The organism is Mesobacillus thioparans, assembly GCF_965138835.1.
Lineage (GTDB): Bacteria > Bacillota > Bacilli > Bacillales > Cytobacillaceae > Mesobacillus > Mesobacillus thioparans.
The window spans coordinates 1-23,344 of sequence record NZ_CBCSFH010000018.1; the positions used below are offsets into that span (position 1 = coordinate 1).

Annotated in this window: 26 protein-coding genes and 2 other annotated features; of the genes, 25 read left to right on the forward strand and 1 reads right to left on the reverse strand. The window is 46.3% G+C overall.

Annotation, left to right across the window (positions count from 1 at the left end; translation table 11 throughout):
* Positions 1-593: 593 nt before the first annotated feature.
* From ACNAZ4_RS21055 to rplL, 24 genes are all read left to right on the forward strand, one after another.
* On the forward strand, positions 594-878 hold the full coding sequence (locus tag ACNAZ4_RS21055) for a hypothetical protein (RefSeq protein WP_415817840.1): 285 nt from the start codon (positions 594-596) through the stop codon (positions 876-878).
* 336 nt (positions 879-1,214) lie between these two features.
* A complete protein-coding gene (locus tag ACNAZ4_RS21060; protein WP_415817842.1) occupies positions 1,215-1,676 on the forward strand; it encodes a CtsR family transcriptional regulator in 462 nt (153 codons plus the stop codon).
* Between the two features lie 28 nt (positions 1,677-1,704).
* Complete coding sequence (locus ACNAZ4_RS21065) at positions 1,705-2,253, forward strand: UvrB/UvrC motif-containing protein (RefSeq protein ID WP_415817844.1); 549 nt, start codon at positions 1,705-1,707, stop codon at positions 2,251-2,253.
* 2 nt (positions 2,254-2,255) lie between these two features.
* Entirely contained in the window at positions 2,256-3,338 is a 1,083-nt protein-coding gene (locus ACNAZ4_RS21070; RefSeq protein WP_415817846.1) for a protein arginine kinase, read from the forward strand.
* Positions 3,339-3,342: 4 nt separating this feature from the next.
* On the forward strand, positions 3,343-5,781 hold the full coding sequence (clpC, locus tag ACNAZ4_RS21075; RefSeq protein ID WP_415817848.1) for an ATP-dependent protease ATP-binding subunit ClpC: 2,439 nt from the start codon (positions 3,343-3,345) through the stop codon (positions 5,779-5,781).
* Between the two features lie 227 nt (positions 5,782-6,008).
* Positions 6,009-7,388: a DNA repair protein RadA gene (gene radA / locus ACNAZ4_RS21080; RefSeq protein ID WP_415817850.1), complete on the forward strand. Its 1,380-nt coding sequence runs from the start codon at positions 6,009-6,011 to the stop codon at positions 7,386-7,388.
* Positions 7,389-7,392: 4 nt separating this feature from the next.
* The gene (gene disA, locus ACNAZ4_RS21085) at positions 7,393-8,466 is read left to right on the forward strand and encodes a DNA integrity scanning diadenylate cyclase DisA (protein ID WP_415817852.1); all 1,074 of its coding nucleotides are present in this window, start codon (positions 7,393-7,395) and stop codon (positions 8,464-8,466) included.
* A 279-nt stretch (positions 8,467-8,745) separates the two neighbouring features.
* Positions 8,746-9,837, forward strand: coding sequence for a PIN/TRAM domain-containing protein (locus ACNAZ4_RS21090; protein ID WP_415817854.1), 1,092 nt, complete (start codon positions 8,746-8,748; stop codon positions 9,835-9,837).
* Positions 9,838-10,078: 241 nt separating this feature from the next.
* Complete coding sequence (gene ispD, locus ACNAZ4_RS21095; RefSeq protein WP_415817856.1) at positions 10,079-10,774, forward strand: 2-C-methyl-D-erythritol 4-phosphate cytidylyltransferase; 696 nt, start codon at positions 10,079-10,081, stop codon at positions 10,772-10,774.
* A 42-nt stretch (positions 10,775-10,816) separates the two neighbouring features.
* On the forward strand, positions 10,817-11,299 hold the full coding sequence (gene ispF / locus ACNAZ4_RS21100) for a 2-C-methyl-D-erythritol 2,4-cyclodiphosphate synthase (RefSeq protein ID WP_415817859.1): 483 nt from the start codon (positions 10,817-10,819) through the stop codon (positions 11,297-11,299).
* Positions 11,300-11,372: 73 nt separating this feature from the next.
* A complete protein-coding gene (gltX, locus tag ACNAZ4_RS21105; RefSeq protein ID WP_415817861.1) occupies positions 11,373-12,830 on the forward strand; it encodes a glutamate--tRNA ligase in 1,458 nt (485 codons plus the stop codon).
* A gap of 68 nt (positions 12,831-12,898) precedes the next feature.
* Positions 12,899-13,137: a binding site (T-box leader), on the forward strand.
* A 341-nt stretch (positions 13,138-13,478) separates the two neighbouring features.
* Entirely contained in the window at positions 13,479-14,174 is a 696-nt protein-coding gene (gene cysE, locus ACNAZ4_RS21110; RefSeq protein WP_415817864.1) for a serine O-acetyltransferase, read from the forward strand.
* The gene (gene cysS, locus ACNAZ4_RS21115) at positions 14,155-15,552 is read left to right on the forward strand and encodes a cysteine--tRNA ligase (RefSeq protein ID WP_415817866.1); all 1,398 of its coding nucleotides are present in this window, start codon (positions 14,155-14,157) and stop codon (positions 15,550-15,552) included. Before cysE ends, cysS begins: the two co-directional genes overlap by 20 nt.
* Positions 15,553-15,555: 3 nt before the next feature.
* Positions 15,556-15,960, forward strand: coding sequence for a Mini-ribonuclease 3 (locus ACNAZ4_RS21120; protein ID WP_415817956.1), 405 nt, complete (start codon positions 15,556-15,558; stop codon positions 15,958-15,960).
* Between the two features lie 205 nt (positions 15,961-16,165).
* Positions 16,166-16,951, forward strand: coding sequence for a 23S rRNA (guanosine(2251)-2'-O)-methyltransferase RlmB (gene rlmB, locus ACNAZ4_RS21125; protein ID WP_415817958.1), 786 nt, complete (start codon positions 16,166-16,168; stop codon positions 16,949-16,951).
* 2 nt (positions 16,952-16,953) lie between these two features.
* Positions 16,954-17,463: an NYN domain-containing protein gene (locus ACNAZ4_RS21130; protein ID WP_415817868.1), complete on the forward strand. Its 510-nt coding sequence runs from the start codon at positions 16,954-16,956 to the stop codon at positions 17,461-17,463.
* 68 nt (positions 17,464-17,531) lie between these two features.
* Positions 17,532-18,182, forward strand: coding sequence for an RNA polymerase sporulation sigma factor SigH (gene sigH / locus ACNAZ4_RS21135; protein WP_079504287.1), 651 nt, complete (start codon positions 17,532-17,534; stop codon positions 18,180-18,182).
* Positions 18,183-18,338: 156 nt separating this feature from the next.
* The gene (gene rpmG, locus ACNAZ4_RS21140) at positions 18,339-18,488 is read left to right on the forward strand and encodes a 50S ribosomal protein L33 (RefSeq protein WP_415817870.1); all 150 of its coding nucleotides are present in this window, start codon (positions 18,339-18,341) and stop codon (positions 18,486-18,488) included.
* A gap of 54 nt (positions 18,489-18,542) precedes the next feature.
* Complete coding sequence (secE, locus tag ACNAZ4_RS21145; protein ID WP_041966537.1) at positions 18,543-18,725, forward strand: preprotein translocase subunit SecE; 183 nt, start codon at positions 18,543-18,545, stop codon at positions 18,723-18,725.
* 180 nt (positions 18,726-18,905) lie between these two features.
* Entirely contained in the window at positions 18,906-19,439 is a 534-nt protein-coding gene (nusG, locus tag ACNAZ4_RS21150) for a transcription termination/antitermination protein NusG (RefSeq protein ID WP_415817872.1), read from the forward strand.
* Between the two features lie 172 nt (positions 19,440-19,611).
* Positions 19,612-20,037: a 50S ribosomal protein L11 gene (rplK, locus tag ACNAZ4_RS21155; protein ID WP_142999694.1), complete on the forward strand. Its 426-nt coding sequence runs from the start codon at positions 19,612-19,614 to the stop codon at positions 20,035-20,037.
* 318 nt (positions 20,038-20,355) lie between these two features.
* Positions 20,356-21,048 carry a 50S ribosomal protein L1 gene (rplA, locus tag ACNAZ4_RS21160; protein WP_415817875.1) on the forward strand — a complete coding sequence of 231 codons (693 nt, stop codon included), beginning with the start codon at positions 20,356-20,358 and terminating at the stop codon, positions 21,046-21,048.
* Between the two features lie 50 nt (positions 21,049-21,098).
* Positions 21,099-21,235, forward strand: a sequence feature (ribosomal protein L10 leader region).
* A gap of 32 nt (positions 21,236-21,267) precedes the next feature.
* Positions 21,268-21,768 carry a 50S ribosomal protein L10 gene (gene rplJ / locus ACNAZ4_RS21165; protein ID WP_415817877.1) on the forward strand — a complete coding sequence of 167 codons (501 nt, stop codon included), beginning with the start codon at positions 21,268-21,270 and terminating at the stop codon, positions 21,766-21,768.
* Positions 21,769-21,825: 57 nt separating this feature from the next.
* Positions 21,826-22,191 carry a 50S ribosomal protein L7/L12 gene (rplL, locus tag ACNAZ4_RS21170; protein WP_167834087.1) on the forward strand — a complete coding sequence of 122 codons (366 nt, stop codon included), beginning with the start codon at positions 21,826-21,828 and terminating at the stop codon, positions 22,189-22,191.
* A 155-nt stretch (positions 22,192-22,346) separates the two neighbouring features.
* Here rplL and ACNAZ4_RS21175 read toward each other — a convergent pair whose 3' ends face one another.
* Positions 22,347-22,478: a hypothetical protein gene (locus ACNAZ4_RS21175; protein ID WP_415817879.1), complete on the reverse strand. Its 132-nt coding sequence runs from the start codon at positions 22,476-22,478 to the stop codon at positions 22,347-22,349.
* Between the two features lie 151 nt (positions 22,479-22,629).
* On the opposite strand from ACNAZ4_RS21175, the gene ACNAZ4_RS21180 reads away from it, so the two are divergent.
* Positions 22,630-23,232, forward strand: a complete 603-nt coding sequence (locus ACNAZ4_RS21180) for a class I SAM-dependent methyltransferase (RefSeq protein WP_415817881.1) — start codon at positions 22,630-22,632, stop codon at positions 23,230-23,232.
* Positions 23,233-23,344 lie beyond the last annotated feature (112 nt).

Sequence of the window (23,344 nt, forward strand, 5' to 3'; positions counted from 1 at the left end):
CAGGTTTGGAGGAAAAGCAGTGAAAGCTGTCCGAACAAGGTGTAACTTCAGACAGGTTTGNAGGAAAACCAGGAAAAGCTGTCCGAACNAGGTGNAACTTCAGACAGGTTTGATGAAAAAACAGNANNAGCTGTCCGAANAAGAGTCAACTTCAGACAGGTTTGATGAAAAAACAGCAAGAGCTGTCCGAACNAGGTGCAACTTCAGACAGGTTTGGAGGAAACCAACGAAAAGCTGTCCGAAGAAGAGTCAACTTCAGACAGGTTTGGAGGAANNCAANGAAAAGCTGTCCGAACNAGGTGCAACTTCAGACAGGTTTGAAAGAAAACCAGGAAAAGCTGTCCGAACCCAGTACATCTTCAGCCAAGATTGTTAAAGCAGAAGACCTCATAAAGCAAATAACCCCCCCTTCCTACTTGTCTTAAAGTTGGTAAGCAGCAACCATATATAATCCATCCCGAAATCGAAACCTACACATAGGAATATGACAATTAATCCCGTGTCTCTATAATTCATGAAGGACAAATGAATCTTTTGTTGAATTTATAAAATCATAAGCAAACCCTCACTCCAATATCGAATAGGAGGTCTTCATGACAAGCCAATTGAATTTATGGTCGTTCATTTTATCGATTATCTGGGTTTTACTATTTTTCGTAGTTTCCTCAATAGGGCCGAATGATTACACGATCTTTGGAGCACATCCACACGTCCTGCTTTTATGTGCCTTTTTACTGACATTATTTATTGGGCTAATCGGGCTTTCTGGTATAAAAAATTGGAAGAGCATGGCCAGGGGTTTATCAACGATCCTGCTAACTCTAGGGCTATCAGCATTTTTAGTCTTCATTATCTTCTTTGGCAAGTTAGCAAGTTAGTAGATACAGGCACAGTTGCCATCCTCAGACAATAAGATATATCAGTTATTCCATATGCTATATACCCTTTCCAAAAGTAACTCAAGTTTCATTGTTCCCTTCGCTCTGCCAGCTGCAATCCTAAGCTGTTCCTGATCATAAATTTTTCATTGATGTTCTCTATATAAGTTTCCGCTTACCTCAAAATGGGTATAATAACCAACAATCCCCTTATTAACATCATTTGGCATACATAATTTTTGGAGAAGTGAATTCAAGATGCATCGATTGCATCGAAAAAAATTTTTTTGTATAATTAATGTCAAATATAGTCAAAGTCAGATTGGGGGAGGTTTAGTGAGGAATATATCGGACATCATAGAAATTTACCTTAAGCAGGTCTTGGAAATGAGCGATAAGGACATCGTTGAAATCAAGCGAAGTGAAATCGCCGATAAATTTCAGTGCGTGCCGTCCCAAATCAATTATGTCATCAATACAAGATTCACGATTGAACGTGGCTATCTTGTTGAAAGTAAACGGGGTGGCGGCGGATACATCCGGATCATCAAAGTCCAGGCTTATGATCATGCCCACTTGATTGATGATTTACTGTCTTTGATTCGGACACGGGTTTCGCAAAGCAGTGCTGAAGATGTCATCTACCGGCTTGTCGAGGAAGACGTAGTCACGGCACGCGAGGCGAAAATCATGCTGAGTGTACTCGACAGATCTGTCCTGTATATTGAGCTGCCGCAGCGTGATGAGCTGCGAGCGAGAATGTTGAAGGCGATGCTGATGGCATTAAAGTATAAATGATACCCAAGCAGACAAAGAGGTGAGGGCATTGATTTGCCAAGAGTGCAATCAAAGGCCGGCAACGCTGCACTTCACGAATTATTCAAATGGTGAAAAGTCGGAACTGCACTTGTGCGAAATGTGTGCACAGGAAAAAGGTGATTTGTTCATGATGAACAATGGCCCGGCTTTTTCGATCAATAGCTTGCTGGCCGGATTATTGAATATGGAGCCTGCTTTTCCTGAACAAAAGAAGGAAGCTTTTGAGACTGAGCAAGTTGCCCAGTGCCCGCAGTGTTCGATGACATTTCCGCAATTTGTTAAAGTAGGCAGGTTTGGCTGTGCGACTTGCTATGATACTTTTCGCGAGCAATTGACCCCGATCGTCAGGAGACTCCATAGCGGAAATTCCATGCACAATGGGAAAATACCGAAAAGGATCGGAGGCGACCTTCACTTAAGGAAGACAATCGATCAACTGAAGCAAACCCTGAAGAACCAAATCTCGGAGGAGGAATTTGAGAAAGCTGCCGGGACGAGGGACCAGATCAGGGAACTTGAAAGGAAATTGTCAGCAGGTCAAGAGGGAGGGGAGTAGCCTTGTCATTGGAGAAGTTCATCAATCAGGCTGTCAGCTCCTGGATGAGTGATGATGGTCCTGATTCAGATATTGTCCTTAGCTCTCGTATCCGCTTTGCACGGAACCTTGATGAATATAATTTTCCGACATTGTTCACCAATGGAGAGGCAGAGGCGGTCATCGGCACAATCATGGAACGTGCCAGTCAAACTTCAGCAGTTGGCTTCGGACAGCTGGAAATGATCAAAATGGATGAGATTCCGCCCCTTAAGAAAAGGGTTTTGGTCGAGAAGCATTTAATCAGCCCTCATTTAGCTGAAAACGCGGTCCATGGTGCAGTCCTCTTGTCGGGAAATGAAGAGATCAGCATCATGATCAATGAAGAGGATCATATCAGGATCCAATGTTTATTCCCGGGCTTCCAGTTAACAGAAGCTTTAAAGGCTGCCAATGAAATCGATGACTGGCTTGAAGAAAATGTGAATTATGCTTTTGATGAAAAATTCGGCTATCTGACCAGCTGCCCGACCAATGCCGGAACTGGCCTGAGGGCATCGGTGATGATGCACCTGCCAGGACTTGTTCTGACTCAGCAAATGAACCGGATTGTCCCGGCGATTAACCAGCTGGGTTTGGTGGTAAGAGGTATTTACGGCGAGGGCAGTGAAGCACTGGGCAATATTTTTCAAATATCGAACCAGATCACACTTGGAAAATCGGAAGAAGATATCGTGGATGATCTGAAAAGTGTCGTCAGCCAGATAATATCTCAGGAAAGGTCGGCGCGAGAAGCATTAGCGAAGACTTCGAACATACAATTAGAAGACAGAGTGTTTCGCTCTTACGGGACGCTTGCCAACAGCAGGATCATCGAGACAAAGGAAGCTGCACGATGCCTGTCTGATTTGAGGCTTGGTATAGATATGGGTTATATAAAAAATATCTCGAAATCGATTTTGAATGAATTGATGATTTTGACTCAGCCAGGTTTTTTGCAGCAATATGCGGGAGGACCTTTAAGACCGAATGAACGGGATATCCGCAGAGCTGCTTTAATAAGAGAACGATTGATAATGGAGACAAAAGAAGAGTCAGGAGGATGATCTTATGATGTTTGGACGATTTACAGAGAGAGCACAAAAAGTATTGGCACTCGCACAGGAAGAGGCAATTCGCCTTGGACATAACAATATCGGTACAGAACACATCTTACTTGGCCTTGTGCGTGAGGGTGAGGGCATAGCAGCAAAAGCGCTTTATGGTCTCGGCCTTGGTGCAGAGAAAATCCAGAAGGAAGTGGAAAATCTGATTGGCCGCGGCCAGGAGACATCCCAGACAATCCACTATACTCCTAGGGCCAAAAAGGTGATTGAACTTTCAATGGATGAAGCGAGAAAGCTTGGACATTCCTATGTAGGCACAGAGCATATCCTTCTTGGCTTGATTCGTGAGGGAGAGGGCGTAGCAGCCAGGGTGCTGAACAATCTTGGCGTCAGTCTCAATAAAGCACGCCAGCAGGTCCTTCAGCTGCTTGGCAGCAATGAAACATCCGGACATCAGGGAGGCGGTGCGGCGAATGCCAATACTCCGACACTTGATAGCCTGGCGAGGGATTTAACAGCAATCGCAAGGGAAGGCAGCCTTGATCCGGTTATCGGCCGAAGCAAGGAAATCCAGCGTGTGATTGAAGTGTTAAGCCGCCGGACAAAGAACAATCCTGTTCTGATTGGGGAACCTGGTGTCGGTAAAACAGCAATCGCTGAAGGCTTGGCACAGCAAATCGTCAATAACGAGGTACCGGAGATCCTTCGTGACAAGCGTGTTATGACTCTCGATATGGGAACAGTGGTTGCGGGCACAAAATACCGCGGTGAATTTGAGGATCGCTTGAAGAAAGTCATGGATGAAATCCGTCAGGCCGGTAATATCATTCTGTTCATCGATGAGCTTCACACGCTGATCGGTGCCGGCGGAGCGGAGGGTGCGATAGATGCATCCAATATCCTGAAGCCATCACTTGCCCGTGGTGAGCTCCAATGTATCGGCGCGACAACATTGGATGAATACCGCAAATATATCGAAAAAGATGCAGCATTAGAAAGACGCTTCCAGCCAATCACAGTGGATGAGCCAACGGCTGAGGAGTCAGTGCAAATTTTAAAAGGGCTTCGTGACCGGTATGAAGCTCACCACAGAGTATCGATCACAGATGAAGCAATCGATGCAGCGGTAAAATTGTCAGACCGTTACATTTCAGACCGTTTCCTTCCGGATAAAGCGATTGACCTGATCGATGAGGCTGGCTCTAAGGTCCGCCTGCGCTCATATACTACACCGCCAAACCTCAAGGAGCTTGAAGTGAAGCTTGAGGAAGTGCGCAAGGAAAAGGATGCTTCCGTACAAAGCCAGGAGTTCGAAAAAGCAGCTTCACTACGGGACACAGAACAGCGTCTGCGCGAGCAGCTTGAGAATACGAAGAAGACCTGGAAGGAAAAGCAAGGCAAGGAAAACAGCGAGGTTACTGTTGAAGACATCGCGAATGTTGTCTCCAGCTGGACGAATATCCCTGTTTCGAAGCTGGCACAAACGGAAACAGATAAGCTGTTGAATCTTGAAGAAATCCTTCACTCACGTGTGATTGGACAGGATGAAGCTGTCAAGGCCGTATCAAAAGCTGTCAGACGTGCACGTGCAGGCTTGAAAGATCCTAAACGCCCGATTGGTTCATTCATCTTCCTCGGCCCGACAGGTGTTGGTAAAACGGAATTGGCGAGGGCGCTTGCTGAGTCCATGTTTGGCGATGAGGATGCGATGATCCGTGTCGATATGTCCGAGTATATGGAGAAGCATTCAACATCACGTCTGGTCGGTTCGCCTCCAGGTTATGTAGGCTATGATGAAGGCGGCCAGCTGACTGAAAAGGTCCGCAGGAAGCCATATTCTGTCATCCTGCTTGATGAGATCGAAAAAGCACATCCAGATGTGTTTAATATTTTGCTGCAGGTCCTTGAGGATGGCCGTTTGACAGATTCTAAAGGCCGCACAGTCGATTTCCGCAACACGATCATGATCCTGACATCCAATGTTGGTGCAGAAGCGTTGAAGCGCAATAAATACGTAGGCTTCAACATCCAGGATGGAGAGCAGGATTACAAAGATATGAAGGGCAAGGTGATGGAGGAGCTGAAAAAAGCCTTCCGTCCGGAATTCCTGAACCGTATCGATGAAATCATCGTGTTCCATGCGCTTGAAAAACCGCATCTAAAAGAAATCGTGACACTGATGTCCGATCAGCTTGTGAAGCGTCTGAGAGAACAGGAAATCTCGCTTGAGCTCACGGATGCGGCAAAAGAGAAGATCTCTGAAGAAGGCTATGATCCGGAATACGGCGCCCGTCCATTGCGCAGGGCGATCCAGAAGCATATCGAAGACCAGCTGTCGGAAGAATTGCTGAAAGGAACAGTCCTGACAGGGCAAAATGTCGTCATTGATGTCGAAGAAGGCAAGTTCGTCGTCAAGACTCCGGAAGGATCCGCAAAGGCCTAATCTTGCTTAACATTTGAAACTCAAGGGGTATACGTATTAACATGCGTGTACCCCTTTTTTCTACTATGTTTTGGTGGAATTTGAGCAGCAGGATATGGACATAACTAACTTTGGCCTTTCCGTGAACATGAAAAAATTACATATATCCTCCAATCGCTATTATTTCTTTTATTACTTGTTAAGCATTATTATAGAGATAACTACATTTGTACTGAGAGGCTAAGAAAATGGCTAAAAGAAAAACAAAATTCATGTGCCAGGAATGTGGCTATGAATCTCCTAAATGGATGGGGAAATGTCCGGGCTGCGGACAATGGAATAAGATGGTCGAGGAAGTGGAGAGCACTGGCTCGACAAGAAAGGGCGCTTTTGCCAACACAGGGAATACCACTGTTGCGGCGAAGGCGACTCCAATCACTACAATTGAAACGGTCAGTGAGCCGCGGGTCAAGACGGACCTCAATGAATTGAATCGCGTGCTAGGCGGAGGTGTTGTCAGGGGATCACTAGTCCTGATCGGCGGAGATCCGGGTATCGGGAAATCGACACTCCTGCTCCAGGTATCCTATCAGCTGGCGAAAAAGGCTCATTCTGTCCTTTATATTTCAGGTGAGGAATCGATGAGGCAGACAAAGCTGCGTGCTGACAGGCTTGGAGTCACGTCTGACAATCTGTTTGTCTATTCGGAAACGAATCTGCATGAAATCAGCCTGACAATCGAAAACAGCAATCCGGACTTTGTCATCATCGATTCAATCCAGACGATTTTCCATCCGGAAGTAACCTCTGCGCCGGGAAGTGTGTCACAGGTAAGGGAATGTACGGCGGAACTGATGCGCATCGGAAAGACAAAAGGCATTGCTATTTTCATCGTCGGACATGTGACGAAGGAAGGGTCGATTGCCGGTCCAAGGCTGCTTGAGCATATGGTGGATACCGTTCTTTATTTCGAGGGAGAAAGGCACCATACATACAGGATCCTCAGGGCGGTTAAAAACCGTTTTGGTTCGACGAATGAGATGGGCATTTTTGAGATGAAAGAAGCGGGGCTTGAGGAAGTGGCAAACCCATCGGAGATCTTTTTGGAAGAAAGGTCGCAGGGTGCTTCCGGTTCGACGGTTGTCGCTTCGATGGAAGGTACCCGCCCGGTCCTGGTTGAAATACAGGCGCTGATTTCACCGACGAGTTTCGGGAACCCGCGGCGGATGGCTACGGGGATTGACCATAATCGCGTGTCGCTGTTGATGGCGGTGCTGGAAAAGCGGGTCGGTTTGCTTCTCGCCAACCAGGATGCTTATTTGAAGGTGGCTGGAGGGGTAAAGCTGGATGAACCGGCCATTGACCTTGCGGTTGCGGTAAGCATCGCATCGAGCTTCAGGGATAAGCCAACCCGTGCCTCGGATTGCATCATCGGTGAGGTCGGCCTCACAGGGGAAGTCCGAAGGGTATCAAGGATCGAGCAGCGTGTCCAGGAAGCAGCGAAGCTTGGTTTCGAAAGAATTATTTTACCGGAAAATAATCTTGGCGGATGGACTCCTCCACGGGGAGTGGAGTTGATTGGTGTATCATCTGTCAGCCATGCACTTAAAGTCACCTTAGGGGGTTGATGGATTGGAACAAAAGGAGCTTGAAGAAAAAGCGTTGGGTGAAATCCTCCGGTTTATTGCTCCCGGTACGCCGCTAAGGGACGGTATCGACAATGTTCTCCGTGCCAAAACAGGCGGGCTGATTGTTTTTGGCTACAATGAGAAGGTGAAAAATCTTGTGGATGGCGGGTTTGAGATCAACTGCAGGTTCAGTCCAAGCTTTCTCTATGAATTGGCGAAAATGGATGGGGCGATCATTCTTAACGAGACGGGCAGTAAAATATTGTTCGCCAACGCCCAGCTTGCTCCGGATACGGGTGTCCCGTCGACTGAAACCGGGATGCGGCACAGGACGGCGGAGCGCGTGGCACGACAGACAAAGGCTCTTGTCATCGCGATTTCCCAGCGGAGGAATGTCATCACCCTTTACCAGGGCAACCTGCGCTATGCATTGAAGGAAATCGGCGTCATTTTAACGAAGGCCAACCAGGCAATCCAGACGCTTGAGAAGTATAAAGTGGTCCTCGAGCAGAGCATTACCAATCTGGGAATCCTCGAATTTGAGGATCTAGTCACCTATAATGATTTGCTGCAGGTCATTCACCGGTTTGAAATGGTGCTGAGGATCAAGACCGAGCTGTTCACCTACCTGAGTGAACTTGGCATGGAGGGGCGGCTGATTCGCCTCCAGATGCAGGAGCTTTTATCTGAGATGGAACGGGAAGCCTTGCTGGTGATCAAAGATTATTCTGCAGAACCCGAGGTGAAGGCAGACGAAGTGATGACAAGGTTCCAGGAATTATCGAAGTCGGGTGTCATAGAGGATTCTACTATCCTGAAAATGCTCGGACACCAGGGATATGTGCACATGGACGAATTCATCTGTCCAAGAGGGTATCGGATGCTCAATAAGATTCCTCGGCTGCCGATGATCATCATTGAAAATCTGGTCAAACGCTTTGGGAAATTCACCAATATGATTTCTGCATCGGTCGAGGAACTGGACGATGTCGAGGGTATTGGAGAAGTAAGGGCGCGGAAAATCAAAGAGGGCTTTAAACTCATCAGGGACCAGCTAATGGCAGACCGCCAAATGTAATGTAGAGCATTGGCGGTCTGCTATTAATTGACACTGGCATGTGTCGATGCTAATTTAAAGAAGAGATACTCCTATAGGGATTTTGGCGAATTTCTATGAGTGGAGGAATATTTTAACAGCGCCTTCTTTTAAAAATGTCCAATAAATAACGTAACCTTTTCACAGGTTGAAACGTATTAAACTTTGGGTATATTAAATAGATTGAAAACGAAAATGTTTTCAATATACAGGGTTTCAAATTTTGGAAGTTGTTTATAATGAGTAAAAGGAGGTGAAAGGATGTTAAGACGTATCATTCAAGCCTGCTTCCTGATCATTGGGGGAACGCTTGGTATATTCTTAATTCCTGATTTATTATCATTGATGAACGCGGGAGATATGACCCTCATCAATAATCCTTATGTAACAGCCATTTTGGGCGCACTTATTTTTTATCTTCTTACTTTTTGGGCCGTCGATCCTGTGACCAATTTCGTGAAGTGGGCTGAAGAATCGCTGATCAAGGCACCAATCACGGATGTCCTTTTCGGCAGTGTGGGACTTTTCTTTGGTCTGCTCGTGGCGTTTTTGGTCGGTTTTGCTTTGAATGCCATCCAGGTGCCGGTCGTAAATACCGTGGCCCCGACACTGTTAACCCTTTTGTTTGGTTATCTGGGATTTCAGGTCGGCTTCAAAAAACGTGATGAGCTGCTTGGTTTATTTTCACGTTCGAAGAAAAAGGGCAATGAAGAAGAAGTGGAAAAAGAAAGTCGTGCAAGAGAGTGGAAGATTCTCGATACAAGTGTGATTATTGATGGCAGGGTAGCGGATATCTGCCAGACAGGATTCCTAGAAGGAACGATTGTCATTCCGCAGTTTGTCCTTGAAGAACTGCAGCATATCGCTGATTCATCGGATGTGCTGAAGCGTAATCGCGGACGACGGGGATTGGACATCCTTAACCGTATTCAAAAGGAACTTAAGATCAAGGTTGAAATTTATGAAGGCGATTTTGATGACATCCAGGAAGTCGACAGCAAGCTGGTGAAGCTGGCCAAGCTGACAAATGGCGTTGTCGTCACAAATGACTTCAACCTGAACAAAGTCTGTGAACTGCAGAAGGTTGCCGTACTGAATATCAACGATCTAGCCAATGCGGTCAAACCAGTCGTCCTTCCTGGAGAAGAGCTGAACATCCAGGTCATCAAGGATGGAAAAGAGCATAACCAGGGTATCGCCTATCTTGATGATGGCACGATGATTGTTGTCGAAGAAGGCCGTGACTTTATTGGAAAGCGCATTGATGTGCTCGTAACAAGTGTCCTGCAGACATCTGCAGGAAGAATGATCTTCGCGAAGCCCAAACTCGCGGAAAAAAGCGTAATCAGTTAATTTTTACATGACAAAACAAGCCTTTATGGGCAGTTGATCCCCGCTTCCGCATGAAGCAGGCTTCGGCTGCCCCTTTATGTGTATTTCACTTTGAAAAATGTCTAGCTCCAGTGCCTAGCCCCTCGTGTTGCTTCAGTGGTCCGTCCCCGAAGAAAAGAATTACTTCACTGGTCGGTCATCCAGCGCTTGTCGGGGCGAACCTATGAGCTAGCGCTTTTCAAATTAGATAGGAGTTTTCTATATGCCTTATCAGGTCATTATTCCTGCTGCAGGTCAGGGCAAGAGGATGGGGGCAGGGAAAAACAAGCTGCTGCTGAAGTTGGAAGCAACCCCAATCCTCATCCATACGCTAAAGGTGTTCGAAGCCGATCCAGAGTGCTTGGGCATCATTCTTGCGATCCATCCCGATGATGAGCAGGAGTTCAAGTCGTTATTGAATGAGTATGGTATACATAAGGTATCTTCACTTGTCACTGGCGGAAAGGAAAGGCAGGACAGTGTGTACAACGGACTGCTGGCAGTAAGTTCGCTTGATGGGATTGTGCTTGTGCATGATGCCGCCCGTCCATTCATCAAAGTCGAGACGATTCATAAGCTTGTGGATGCGGCAGGCAAGGACGGCGGAGCGATCGTGGCGGTTCCCGTGAAAGATACAATCAAGAAAGCGGCCAATAACCAGGTAGCTGAAACCGTCGAACGCTCGAGTCTGTGGTCCGTCCAGACTCCGCAGGCTTTTCGCGCCTCTATTTTGCTCGAAGCACATAACAAGGCAGCGAGGGACCAGTTCATCGGGACAGATGAATCAAGCCTGGTTGAACGCATCCCCCATCCTGTGAGCATCATAGAAGGGGACTATGATAATATTAAGCTGACAACACCAGAAGATTTATATTTTGCCGAGGCAATTCTGCGCAAGCGGAAGGAATCCGGTCTTTAATAGAGGTTCAAATCACAGCACTTTTAAAAGGAGTCATTCACTATGTTTAGAATTGGACAAGGTTTCGATGTGCATCAATTGACGGAGGGCCGACCGCTGATCATCGGCGGAATCACGATCCCGTATGAAAAAGGGCTGCTTGGCCATTCGGATGCGGATGTACTTTTACATACCGTTGCCGATGCGTGCCTGGGGGCAATTGGAGAAGGGGATATCGGCCGGCATTTTCCAGATACCGACCCTGAATTCAAGGATGCCGATTCGGCAAAATTGCTTGAGCATGTATGGAAGATTGTAAAGGGAAAGGGTTATGAGCTCGTTAACATCGACTGCACGATCATCGCCCAGCAGCCAAAGATGGCACCGCATATCGAAGCGATGCGTGAAAGGATCGCGGGACTGCTTGAAGGAAACACAGATCAGGTAAACGTCAAGGCAACGACAACAGAAAAGCTTGGATTCCCTGGCCGTGGTGAAGGGATCGCTTCCCAGGCAACCGTGCTGCTGAAGCAGACTGAGAAATAAATCCGGTGCTACTTCCGCTTTATATATCGATAATGGTACAATAATGAACAGCTATATTAGAGGAGGATTCACTATGTCATCAGATATCCGGGTGCGTTACGCTCCGAGTCCGACTGGACATTTACATATCGGGAATGCCCGTACAGCATTATTCAATTATCTATTCGCACGCAACAGAGGCGGAAAGTTCATTATCCGTATTGAAGATACAGATAAAAAGCGCAATATCGAAGGCGGAGAGCAGAGCCAATTGAAGTACCTTCAGTGGCTTGGGATCGACTGGGATGAGAGCGTCGATGTTGGCGGCGAATATGGACCATACCGCCAATCGGAACGTAACCATATTTATGAGCAATACAATCAGGAACTTTTGGATAAAGGCCATGCCTATAAATGCTACTGCACTGAGGAAGAACTGGAAGCTGAGCGCGAGGAGCAGGCAGCACGAAATGAGACGCCTCACTATTCCGGACGCTGCCGCAACCTGACAGCCGAGCAGAAGGAGCAGTTTGAAAAGGAAGGACGCCAGCCGAGCCTTCGTTTCAAGGTGCCTGCAGGCAAGATCCTGAAGTTCGATGATATGGTAAAAGGCGACGTCAGCTTTGAATCAGACGGAATGGGTGACTTTGTCATCGTCAAGAAAGATGGCACACCTACTTACAACTATGCGGTTGTCATGGATGACCACTTGATGAAGATTTCCCACGTCCTTCGCGGGGATGACCATATCTCCAATACACCGAAGCAGCTTGTGATCTATGAAGCGCTTGGCTGGGAGCCGCCTGTGTTTGGCCATATGACGCTGATCGTCAACGAAAGCCGCAAAAAGCTGAGCAAGCGTGACGAGTCTATCATCCAGTTCATCGAGCAGTATGAGGAGCTTGGCTATCTGCCTGAAGCGTTGTTCAACTTCATTACGCTGCTTGGATGGTCTCCATCAGGTGAAGAGGAGATTTATTCAAAGGATGAGTTCATTGAGATTTTCGACCCTGCCAGACTTTCAAAATCTCCGGCTCTCTTTGACCAGCAGAAGCTTGCCTGGATGAACAACCAATATATGAAAAAAGCAGATTTGGACAGGGTTGTCGAGCTTGCACTGCCGCACCTCGTCAAAGCTGGAAAAGTCAGCGAGAACCGTAATGCAGAAGAGGAAGCATGGGTACGCAACCTCATATCCCTGTATCATGATAAAATGAGCTTCGGAGCTGAAATCGTCGAGATGTCGGATTTATTTTTCCGCGATGAGGTAAACTATGATGAAGAAGCAAAAGAAGTTCTTGCAGGCGAGCAGGTTCCTGAAGTGCTGAAAGCATTCCTTGGTGAAATCGAGCAGCTTGAAGAATTCAAGGCGGATGGAATCAAGGCCGCAGTGAAGGCAGTCCAAAAGGGCACCGGCCATAAAGGCCAGAAGCTGTTCATGCCAGTTCGCGCGGCTGCGACAGGCCAGACACATGGACCGGACCTGATGCTTGCGATGGAATTGATCGGGAAAGACAAGGTTAAGGAAAGAGTCCAGAAACTTTTAGGCTAATAACTTTTTTAAGCTGTTTTAGTTAACAGAAATTCAAAAATGTAATATAGTAAGAGTAATTCTATAAAACCAAAGTGTTGAAGAGGAAAAGTAGAAGAATGACGCTTATTAGAGAGAACCATCACCGGCTGAAAGTGGTTCAGGCCTCTCATTTTTTGAAATGCGCCTCAGAGTCCCTATACGAAAAGGCAAACAAGGCCACAGTAGTATCGGGCGGGACCTCCCGTTAACAGGTGAAAGTTGAGGCCATGCCGGGTTTAAAGGCGGCCTAAACAGAGTGGAACCGCGCATACCAAGCGTCTCTGTCGTCTACGACAGGGGCGCTTTTTTATATGTGTACTGGCCGGCGGGATTATGTGCCCGGAAAGGCTGGATTCAGGAGCTGACGGTCACAAAAACGAGGAACATATGCCCGAAAAGGCTGAAGGAGTAAGATTTCGGTCACAAAAACGAGGAACATGTGCCCGAAAAGGCTGAAGGAGTAAGATTTCGGTCACATAAACGAAGAACATGTGCCCGAAAAGACTGAAACAGCAAAATTTCGGTCACATACAGCCAAAGCAATCAGGTTATAGCCAATCTCGGCTCTAAAGGTGCTCACTGCTGAGCAAAATTCCAATTGATTTTTAAAAGAAGGAGGGTTTCAACATGTTTAAGATGATGAAGGAAGATATAGAAGTTGTGTTTGAACAAGATCCTTCTGCGAGAAGCGCGCTGGAAGTGATTTTGACTTATGCGGGATTACATGCGATCTGGTCTCATCGTTTGGCGCATGCTTTCTATAAGCGCAAGTTTTATTTTATCGCCAGGGCCATCTCGCAGATCAGCCGCTTTTTTACGGGGGTTGAAATCCATCCGGGAGCAAAGATTGGCAGAAGGTTCTTCATCGATCACGGGATGGGCGTCGTCATCGGCGAAACTTGTGAAATCGGTGATAATGTGACGGTTTTCCAGGGAGTTACCCTCGGAGGGACCGGCAAGGAAAAAGGCAAGCGCCACCCAACGGTGATGGACAATGCGTTGATTGCGACTGGCGCGAAGGTTTTAGGTTCGATCACGATTGGAGAGAATTCTAAAGTCGGGGCAGGGTCGGTTGTCCTGAAGGATGTGCCGCCGAACTCCACTGTGGTCGGCATTCCGGGAAAAATCGTCATACAGGATGGGGTCAGGGTCAAAAAGGACTTCAATCATCGCGATTTGCCGGACCCTGTTTCAGATCGATGCCAGGAAATCGAAATGGAACTGGTTAAACTAAGAAAAGAACTTGAACTAGTGAAGTTACAGGAAGAGATGGAAGTTGCGAAACAAGGAAGGGGCATGGAAAATGGGAATCAAAATTTATAATACACTTACCCGCAATAAAGAAGAGTTTATCCCACTGGAAGAGGGAAAAGTGAAGATGTATGTCTGCGGACCTACTGTCTATAACTATATCCATATCGGAAATGCCCGTCCTGCCATTGTGTTCGACACGGTGCGCCGCTACCTTGAATTCCGCGGATATGATGTCCGATTTGTTTCTAATTTCACTGATGTCGATGACAAGCTCATCAAAGCAGCAAACGAATTGGGTGAAGACGTACCGTCCATCGCCCAGCGTTTCATCAACGCCTATTTTGAGGATGTCCACGCGCTTGGCTGCAAAAAGGCCGATGCACATCCAAGGGTGACCGAAACAATGGACTTGATCATCGACTTCATCGGTGCCCTGATTGAAAAAGGCTTTGCCTATGAATCTGGCGGGGATGTCTATTACCGTACGAGGGAATTCGAAGGATACGGGAAGCTTTCCCACCAATCGATCGAGGAACTGAAGGTCGGGGCAAGGATCCAGGTCGGAGAGAAGAAGAAGGACGCCCTTGATTTTGTCCTTTGGAAAACAGCGAAGGAAGGCGAGATTTCCTGGGACAGTCCTTGGGGCAAAGGTCGTCCGGGCTGGCACATCGAGTGCTCGGCAATGGCCCGTGAATATCTGGGGGATACCATCGATATCCACGCAGGAGGCCAGGACCTTGCATTCCCGCACCATGAAAATGAAATCGCCCAGTCAGAGGCATTGACAGGAAAGACGTTTGCCCGCTACTGGATGCATAATGGCTATATCAATATCGATAATGAAAAGATGTCCAAATCACTTGGCAATTTTGTCACCGTCCATGACATCATCAAGCAGCATGATCCGCAGGTGTTAAGGTTCTTCATGCTGTCGGTGCATTACCGCAATCCAATCAACTACAGCGTGGAGCTGCTTGAAAATACGAAGGCTGCCTTCGAACGTCTGAAGACTTCTTACCAGAACCTGAAGCACCGTATGGATGCAAGCGCTGAGTTGACCGATAACAATCAGGAATGGCTCGATAAAATCGCTGCGCTCCGCGGGCAGTTCATCAAGGAAATGGACGATGACTTCAATACAGCGAATGGTGTGTCCGTATTGTTCGACCTTTCGAAGCTCTCCAATCTGTACTTGATGGAAAAAAATACTTCTGCAGAAGTGATCCAGTCATTCATCAATGAATTCGAAGCATTGTTCGGTGTGCTCGGTCTGTCATTGAAGGATGAAGAGCTGCTGGATGAAGAAATCGAGGCGATGATTGAAAAAAGGACACAGGCACGGAAGGAAAGGAACTTCCAGCTGGCAGATGAAATCCGTGACCAGCTGAAGGAAATGAACATCATCATCGAGGACACTCCTCAAGGCATCAGATGGAAAAGAGGCTAAATGATGCTGCATTATGAAAAAAGAGTGGATGAAAAACAATTGAACAGCCTGGCGCTTGCTTATATGGGTGATGCGGTGTACGAACTGTATGTCCGGCATCACCTGCTGCACAGCGGCAAGGTCCGACCAAACCAGCTGCACAAGGAAGCAACCGCATATGTTTCGGCAAAATCGCAGGCTAAGTACCTCCATAAGCTGATGGAAATGGATGAGCTGTCGGAAGAAGAAATGGCCATTGTAAGACGGGGCCGCAATGCAAAGTCAGGCTCTGTCCCGAAAAATACCGATGTCCAAACATATCGCTACAGCACAGCCTTTGAGGCCTTGATTGGTTCTTTGCATCTGGCAGGGAATGAAAGACGGATAGAAGAACTGATTGCCAAAGTATTCGCACTCGCTGAAGAATAGATAGGAGGATGGGTTCCAGATGAGCCAGAGACAAAAGCAAAAACAGAACCGGAACACCAGGCAGAAGCAGGATGACGATAAAAACCGGAAACCTGCGCGGAACTTGGCGCAAAAACCGGACGATAAACCAGGGAAAAAACATGCCAGGAACCAGGACCAGAAACACGATGCAAAACGCGGCCAAAGGCCGGGAACAGGCCGTGATATGAAGCAAAGGCAACAACCTGAACAGCTGCTTGAACAAAATGAAAACCAGGATTACATCATTGGTAAAAATCCGGTGATCGAAGCGCTGAAATCTGATCGTGACATCAATAAGATCCTGATTGCCGAAGGCTCCCAGAGCGGACAGATGCAGCAGGTCATCGGGATGGCGAGGGAAGCGAATGTCATGGTCCAATTCGTCCCGAAAAAGAAAATCGACCAACTGGCAGAGGGTAATCACCAGGGTGTCATTGCCCAGGTAGCGGCTTACGAATATGCGGAACTCGATGATCTTTTCGCGGCAGCTGAAAAAAAGAATGAGACACCTTTCTTCTTGCTGCTTGATGAAATCGAGGATCCTCATAATCTGGGCTCGATCATGAGGACGGCAGACGCAACAGGCGCACATGGCATCATCATTCCGAAGAGACGGGCGGTTGGCTTGACAGCAACAGTCGCGAAATCGTCAACTGGTGCGATCGAGTACATCCCGGTTGTCAGAGTCACGAATATGTCGCAGACAATCGATGAGCTGAAGGAACGCGGTATCTGGATCGCCGGAACCGATGCATCCGCAAAACAGGATTATCGCCAAATGGATGGCACTTTGCCGCTCGGCCTGGTAATCGGCAGCGAAGGAAAAGGCATGGGAAGGCTGATTCGCGATAAATGCGATTTCCTATTGAGCATGCCTATGGTCGGACATGTCACATCCTTGAATGCATCAGTGGCCGCGGCGCTTTTGATGTATGAAGTTTACCGTAAACGTCAACCGCTAGGGGAATAAGAATGGATATCCTGCTTGTTGACGGCTACAATATCATCGGCGCATGGCCGGAACTGGTCAGCCTGAAGAAGAAAGAACTCTCAGCGGCCAGGGACAGGCTGGTGGAAATCATGGCTGAATACCAGGCTTACACCGGCTATCGCGTCATCATCGTTTTCGACGCTCATTTCGTATCGGGAACACAAAAAAAGTACAAGAACTACAAGGTGGAAGTAATTTTTACAAAAGAAAATGAAACAGCCGACGAACGGATTGAAAGACTGGCAATCGAGCTCAGCAACCGCAGGACGCAAATTCACGTAGCCACCTCTGACTATACCGAGCAATGGGCGATTTTTGGGCAGGGAGCCTTACGGAAGTCAGCAAGGGAGCTGCTTAATGAAACGAATCTCATCAGCAAAAAAATTGAAAAACGGGTCAAAGTGATTCAGGAGAAAAAGCCGAGTGCAAAGATTCCGCTTACAAAAGAAGTGGCAGAAATTTTTGAAAAATGGCGCAGAGGAGAGCATTGACCTGTTGACGCCTTAAAAAGCCCTGCTGTATAATATTTCTAACTGTATGTGCGGGCGGGGGGATCGAAATGAGTGCTGACATCGGGAATCGTTTAAATGACGCTTATTTATTGCTGGAAGATGAAGAAATTGTAGAAGCAGTGCACAGAGGAGAAAGCGATGCACTTGATTTTCTGATTCACAAATACAGGAATTTCGTGCGCGCGAAGGCGCGGTCATATTTCCTGATTGGAGCAGATAAAGAGGACATCGTGCAGGAAGGGATGATCGGCTTGTACAAAGCGATCCGCGACTTCCGTGAGGACAAGCTGACATCATTCAAAGCATTTGCAGAACTATGCATTACCCGTCAGATCATTACGGCCATCAAGACGGCCACAAGGCAGAAACACATCCCGCTCAACTCCTATGTTTCCCTGGACAAGCCGATTTATGATGAAGAATCGGACAGGACACTGATGGATGTTTTATCCGGAGCCAAAGTGATGGACCCCGAAGAATTATTTATCAATCAGGAAGAGTTTGACCAGATTGAAGTGAAAATGTCAGAGCTTCTGAGTGATCTTGAACGAAAAGTGCTCGCATTGTATCTGGATGGACAATCCTATCAGGAAATTTCTGAAGAGCTGAATCGCCATGTCAAGTCAATCGATAATGCCCTTCAGCGCGTTAAGCGAAAGCTTGAAAGGTATCTCGAACTGAGAGAGCTGTCAGTGTAGGCGGAATTGACGAAAAATAGCCATAAAACTGACTTTTATTCCCGGAACCGCTTATTGACACAATCTATCAGCCATGTTATCTTTTTAAAGATATAATAGATGGCGGTTTCATAGAGCAACACCGGAACCAGCCTGTTGAAGCGGGTGTAGATGTCAATGAACAACAAAGTGACTCTTGCTTGTCAGGAATGCGGATCACGCAATTATTCCACTGCGAGCAACAAACAAACGCAAACGGAACGACTGGAGCTGAAAAAGTACTGCAGCAACTGCGGTGCCCATACGGTTCATAAGGAAACGAAATAAGGTTTTCAGATAGATTATCATCATATGGAATTCCGATAAGTTGGAGGTTACAAAATGCAGCGCATCACTAATTTTTTCAGTGAAGTTGGACGTGAAATGAGGAAGGTCAGCTGGCCTAGACGCAAGGAACTGACTCGCTACACAATTACAGTTCTGTCTACAGTTGCTTTTGCTGCTCTGTTCTTCGCAGTGTTAGACCTTGGTATTTCTGAATTGATTCGCTTAATTCTTGAATAACCACTACGCACTCATGGTATAATGGAAAATATAAACGCAGGACAAGTTTAAAAGCCCGGATAACGGGTTTTTTATTTGCTTGAAAAAAATTCGCATTCAATGCCTGGGCTGCAGTGTTCGCTTAACTGTATTGCCTGGACGTTTGGAAATGGGGAGGGACGGACGATTTAGTCCTCGATAATGGAAAAGAATTGGTATGTAGTGCATACTTACTCAGGCTATGAGAACAAGGTTAAGACAAATCTTGAAAAGCGTGTTGAAACAATGGGCATGCAAGATAAGATTTTCCGCGTGATTGTACCTGAAGAAGAAGAAACAGATTTCAAAAATGGTAAAAAGAAAGTTGTGAAGAGAAAGACTTTCCCTGGCTATGTTTTAGTAGAGTTAGTCATGACAGATGATTCCTGGTATGTTGTCCGCAATACGCCAGGCGTAACAGGCTTCGTCGGCTCTTCAGGCGCAGGATCGAAACCTACTGCACTGCTGCCGGAAGAAGTAACCTTCATCCTTAAGCGCATGGGCGTAGTGGAGAAGAAGGTAGATGTCAACTTCGAACTTGGCGAAACAGTTCAGGTCAGCGAAGGGCCGTTTGCTAACTTCACAGGCACAATTGAAGAAATCGACAAGGATAAGGCGAAGCTTAAGGTTCTTGTCAATATGTTCGGCCGTGATACACCGGTTGAGCTTGAATTTTCCCAGATTGAAAAATTATAATCTGAAATAACTTGAAATCAACTTTAAAAAGTGTTAATATTTCATAGGTCAGTATGTCTTGGACGATTGACAGATATATGTCAAGTTCTTTATTTTATATAAAGGCTTTTGTTATGAGTGGGAGGGGAAAATCCCCTATTACCACATCACGGACTTTAAGGAGGTGTGTCTCGTGGCTAAAAAAGTAATTAAAATGGTTAAATTACAAATCCCTGCTGGTAAAGCCAATCCGGCACCACCAGTTGGACCTGCACTAGGTCAAGCCGGTGTTAATATCATGGGATTCTGTAAGGAATTTAATGCTCGTACAGCTGATCAAGCTGGATTGATCATTCCTGTTGAAATCACGGTTTTTGAAGACCGTTCATTTACATTTATTACGAAAACTCCTCCTGCTGCAGTTCTTTTGAAGGTAGCAGCTGGAATCCAGTCTGGTTCTGGTGAACCAAACCGTAATAAAGTAGCAACAGTCAAGCGTGAGAAAGTACGTGAGATTGCTGAACAAAAAATGCCTGACCTAAACGCAGCTAGCGTTGAAGCAGCAATGCGCATGGTTGAAGGTACTGCACGCAGCATGGGAATCAATATCGAAGACTAATTTCTGCTGCAGAGGATGAATGGGTTGCGGAGTTGAATTCGATTTCACCCGCAACCTTTTGTCTGATACGGCGCCTTTATGGCGCCTTCGCTTTTCGTTGTCTAGCTCCGATGCCTAGCTCCTTGAGCCAAGGTGTCTTCGCTTTTCAACATGTCTAGCTCTGGCACCTAGCCCCTCGGGACACTTCAGCCCTGCCAATAAAGTCAAAGAACGACTTTATTGGCTGGTCTTCCAGTGCCTGTCGGGGCTGACCAGGTGCCTCCGCTTTTCAAAGTGGGAGGTTATTCCGTTAAAACCACAATTTAGGAGGAAATAAAAATGGCTAAAAAAGGTAAAAAGTATCTTGAAGCTGCTAAGCTTGTAGACCGCTCTCAAGCATATACAGCTGCAGAAGCAGTTGAGCTTGCTAAAAAGACAAGCACAGTGAAATTCGACGCTACAGTTGAAGCTGCTTTCCGTCTGGGCGTAGACCCTAAGAAAGCTGACCAGCAAATCCGTGGAGCAGTTGTGCTTCCAAACGGAACTGGTAAAACTCAACGTGTACTAGTATTCGCTAAAGGCGAAAAATTAAAAGAAGCAGAAGCTGCTGGCGCAGACTATGTTGGCGATGCAGAATACATCAACAAGATCCAGCAAGGCTGGTTCGACTTCGATGTAATCGTTGCTACACCTGACATGATGGGTGAAGTTGGTAAGCTTGGTCGCGTATTGGGACCTAAAGGCTTAATGCCAAACCCTAAGACTGGCACAGTTACTTTCGATGTAACGAAAGCAGTTAACGAAATCAAGGCTGGTAAAGTAGAATACCGCGTTGACAAGTCTGGTAACATCCACGTACCTATCGGAAAAGTTTCTTTCGAAGACAACAAGCTTGTTGAAAACTTCAACACAATCTTCGAAACAATGATGAAGGTAAAGCCAGCTGCAGCTAAAGGAACATACATGAAGAACGTTACGATCTCTACTACAATGGGACCTGGCGTTAAAGTTGATCCTTCAACTGTAAAATAATAGTATTTGACAACCAACGAAGGATTGGATATAATTCTTCTTGTTGTGAAAATAGAATTACATTTGTACCGCAGACAGCAGGGGCTTATCGCTTAATATCCTGCCGAGGTCATACGATAGAGCAACACATTTGCTATTGTATACTTCCTCCGCGTCTGCCATGATGCGGAGGTTTTTATTTGATCGGTATAAATGCAGAAATCTACAGGAGGTGTAAGGATGAGCACAATTATCGAAGCGAAAAAGCAAATCGTTGACGAGATTGCTGGCAAACTTAAAGAAAGCAAATCAACAATCGTTGTTGATTACCGCGGACTTACTGTTGCTGAAGTAACTGAACTTCGTAAAGAGCTTCGCGAAGCTGGCGTTGAATTCAAAGTTTACAAAAACTCTATGACACGCCGTGCTGCAGAAGCGGTTGAACTTGCTGACTTAAACACATCTTTAACAGGTCCTAACGCAATCGCGTTCAGTACTGAAGATGTCGTTGCACCAGCTAAGATCCTTAACGAATTCGCTAAGAAACACGAAGCGCTTGAAATCAAAGCGGGCGTAGTTGAAGGAAACATCGTTACAGTAGAAGAAATCAAGGCACTTGCAGACCTACCGTCTCGCGAAGGTCTACTTTCTATGCTACTCAGCGTACTTCAAGCTCCAATCCGCAATCTTGCTCTTGCTGCAAAAGCTGTTGCAGACCAGAAAGAAGAGCAAGGCGCGTAAGTTAAGATTAACCACCGTTTAACAATAAAAAACTAACCTATTAGGAGGAAACAAATCATGACTCAAGAACAAATCATTGAAGCAGTTAAAAATATGACTGTTTTAGAACTTAACGATCTAGTAAAAGCAATCGAAGAAGAATTCGGCGTAACTGCTGCTGCTCCAGTAGCAATGATGGGCGGAGCTGCTGCTGGTGGCGCTGCTGAAGAGCAAACTGAATTTGACGTAGTTCTTGCATCTGCTGGCGACCAGAAGATCAAGGTTATCAAAGTTGTACGTGAAATCACAGGTCTTGGTCTTAAAGAAGCGAAGGAAGTTGTTGACAACGCTCCTAAAGCTCTTAAAGAAGGCGTTTCTAAAGAAGAAGCTGAAGAAATCAAAGCTAAGCTTGAAGAAGTTGGAGCTAACGTCGAAGTTAAGTAATCAACCTTACAATAAAAAGCTCGCTGCTAAAGCGGGCTTTTTTTTCGCTTTATATCTTTGAAGGTGAATCAGGGTTATATGACCTTAACTCCGAGAAGTGTCTAGCTTCAGCGCCTAGCCCCTCGAGACGCTTGTCTAGTGTTGCCTCCTAGAAACTACGAAACTTCAACTCCGCCCGCAGAAGCAAAAAGCGCTTCTTTGTCGGAGTCTCCAGTTTCTCCGTTTCTGGACAGTCGGCTATACTTTTCGAGTTCGGTCCGCTCAATGAAGTCAAAGAACGACTTCACTGAGCGGACCTCCAGCGCTTGTCGGGTCTGACCAAGGCGCTTCCGCTTTTCGATTTTTTGCTTTTTAATCACAAAGAGTTTATAATACCGCAGTAGCAATGCAATCCGCGATCGCATTCTTCAACATGAGTCCCCGTGGAGGTGAGAGATTTTGACTGAACATTATTACTCCCGCAAACCCAGCACTGACAGCAATCCCGTGAAATGGCAAAGTGAATTGAAGGGGAATAGCTTCCGCTTCAAAACAGACAGCGGCGTTTTTTCGAAAAAGGAAGTTGATTTTGGCTCAAAGCTATTAATCGACACCTTCGAATTAAATAAACCCGATGGGCTGGTTCTTGATGTCGGCTGCGGTTATGGGCCAATCGGACTTTCGATTGCCAGGGCTTATCCGGAAGCGATGGTCCACATGGTGGATGTCAATGAAAGAGCGATTATGCTTGCAAAAGAAAATGCGTCCGAAAATAAAGCGGACAATGTGAGAATCTATGAAAGCGACCGGCTGGATGGAGTGGAGGAAGATGGTTTCGATGCCATTCTCACAAATCCGCCGATCCGCGCCGGCAAAAAGGTCGTTCACGATATTTTCGAACAAAGTTTTCAGCATCTAGCAGAAGGCGGAGAGCTTTGGGTGGTCATCCAGAAGAAGCAGGGTGCTCCATCCGCGATGGAAAAAATGAAAGAACTTTTTGGCGATGTAGAGGTTGAGATGAAAAGTAAAGGATACTTTATTCTCAAATCTGTTAAATGTTGACGTGAGAAAACCGCTATGTTAATATTATAAAATGCCAATATATTAGTTTCCTTTTCAATTGCTATTTTCATCGAAAGTTGTATAATTTTGGGCATAAAGGGAAAACTAACAA

Coding starts and splice junctions, on each gene's coding strand:
- ACNAZ4_RS21055 (WP_415817840.1), top strand. CDS start 594: ATGACAAGCCAATTGAATTTATGGTCGTTCATTTTATCGATTATCTGG.
- clpC (WP_415817848.1), top strand. CDS start 3,343: ATGATGTTTGGACGATTTACAGAGAGAGCACAAAAAGTATTGGCACTC.
- radA (WP_415817850.1), top strand. CDS start 6,009: ATGGCTAAAAGAAAAACAAAATTCATGTGCCAGGAATGTGGCTATGAA.
- ACNAZ4_RS21090 (WP_415817854.1), top strand. CDS start 8,746: ATGTTAAGACGTATCATTCAAGCCTGCTTCCTGATCATTGGGGGAACG.
- ispD (WP_415817856.1), top strand. CDS start 10,079: ATGCCTTATCAGGTCATTATTCCTGCTGCAGGTCAGGGCAAGAGGATG.
- ispF (WP_415817859.1), top strand. CDS start 10,817: ATGTTTAGAATTGGACAAGGTTTCGATGTGCATCAATTGACGGAGGGC.
- gltX (WP_415817861.1), top strand. CDS start 11,373: ATGTCATCAGATATCCGGGTGCGTTACGCTCCGAGTCCGACTGGACAT.
- cysE (WP_415817864.1), top strand. CDS start 13,479: ATGTTTAAGATGATGAAGGAAGATATAGAAGTTGTGTTTGAACAAGAT.
- cysS (WP_415817866.1), top strand. CDS start 14,155: ATGGGAATCAAAATTTATAATACACTTACCCGCAATAAAGAAGAGTTT.
- ACNAZ4_RS21120 (WP_415817956.1), top strand. CDS start 15,556: ATGCTGCATTATGAAAAAAGAGTGGATGAAAAACAATTGAACAGCCTG.
- rlmB (WP_415817958.1), top strand. CDS start 16,166: ATGAAGCAAAGGCAACAACCTGAACAGCTGCTTGAACAAAATGAAAAC.
- ACNAZ4_RS21130 (WP_415817868.1), top strand. CDS start 16,954: ATGGATATCCTGCTTGTTGACGGCTACAATATCATCGGCGCATGGCCG.
- sigH (WP_079504287.1), top strand. CDS start 17,532: ATGAGTGCTGACATCGGGAATCGTTTAAATGACGCTTATTTATTGCTG.
- rpmG (WP_415817870.1), top strand. CDS start 18,339: ATGAACAACAAAGTGACTCTTGCTTGTCAGGAATGCGGATCACGCAAT.
- secE (WP_041966537.1), top strand. CDS start 18,543: ATGCAGCGCATCACTAATTTTTTCAGTGAAGTTGGACGTGAAATGAGG.
- nusG (WP_415817872.1), top strand. CDS start 18,906: ATGGAAAAGAATTGGTATGTAGTGCATACTTACTCAGGCTATGAGAAC.
- rplA (WP_415817875.1), top strand. CDS start 20,356: ATGGCTAAAAAAGGTAAAAAGTATCTTGAAGCTGCTAAGCTTGTAGAC.
- rplJ (WP_415817877.1), top strand. CDS start 21,268: ATGAGCACAATTATCGAAGCGAAAAAGCAAATCGTTGACGAGATTGCT.
- rplL (WP_167834087.1), top strand. CDS start 21,826: ATGACTCAAGAACAAATCATTGAAGCAGTTAAAAATATGACTGTTTTA.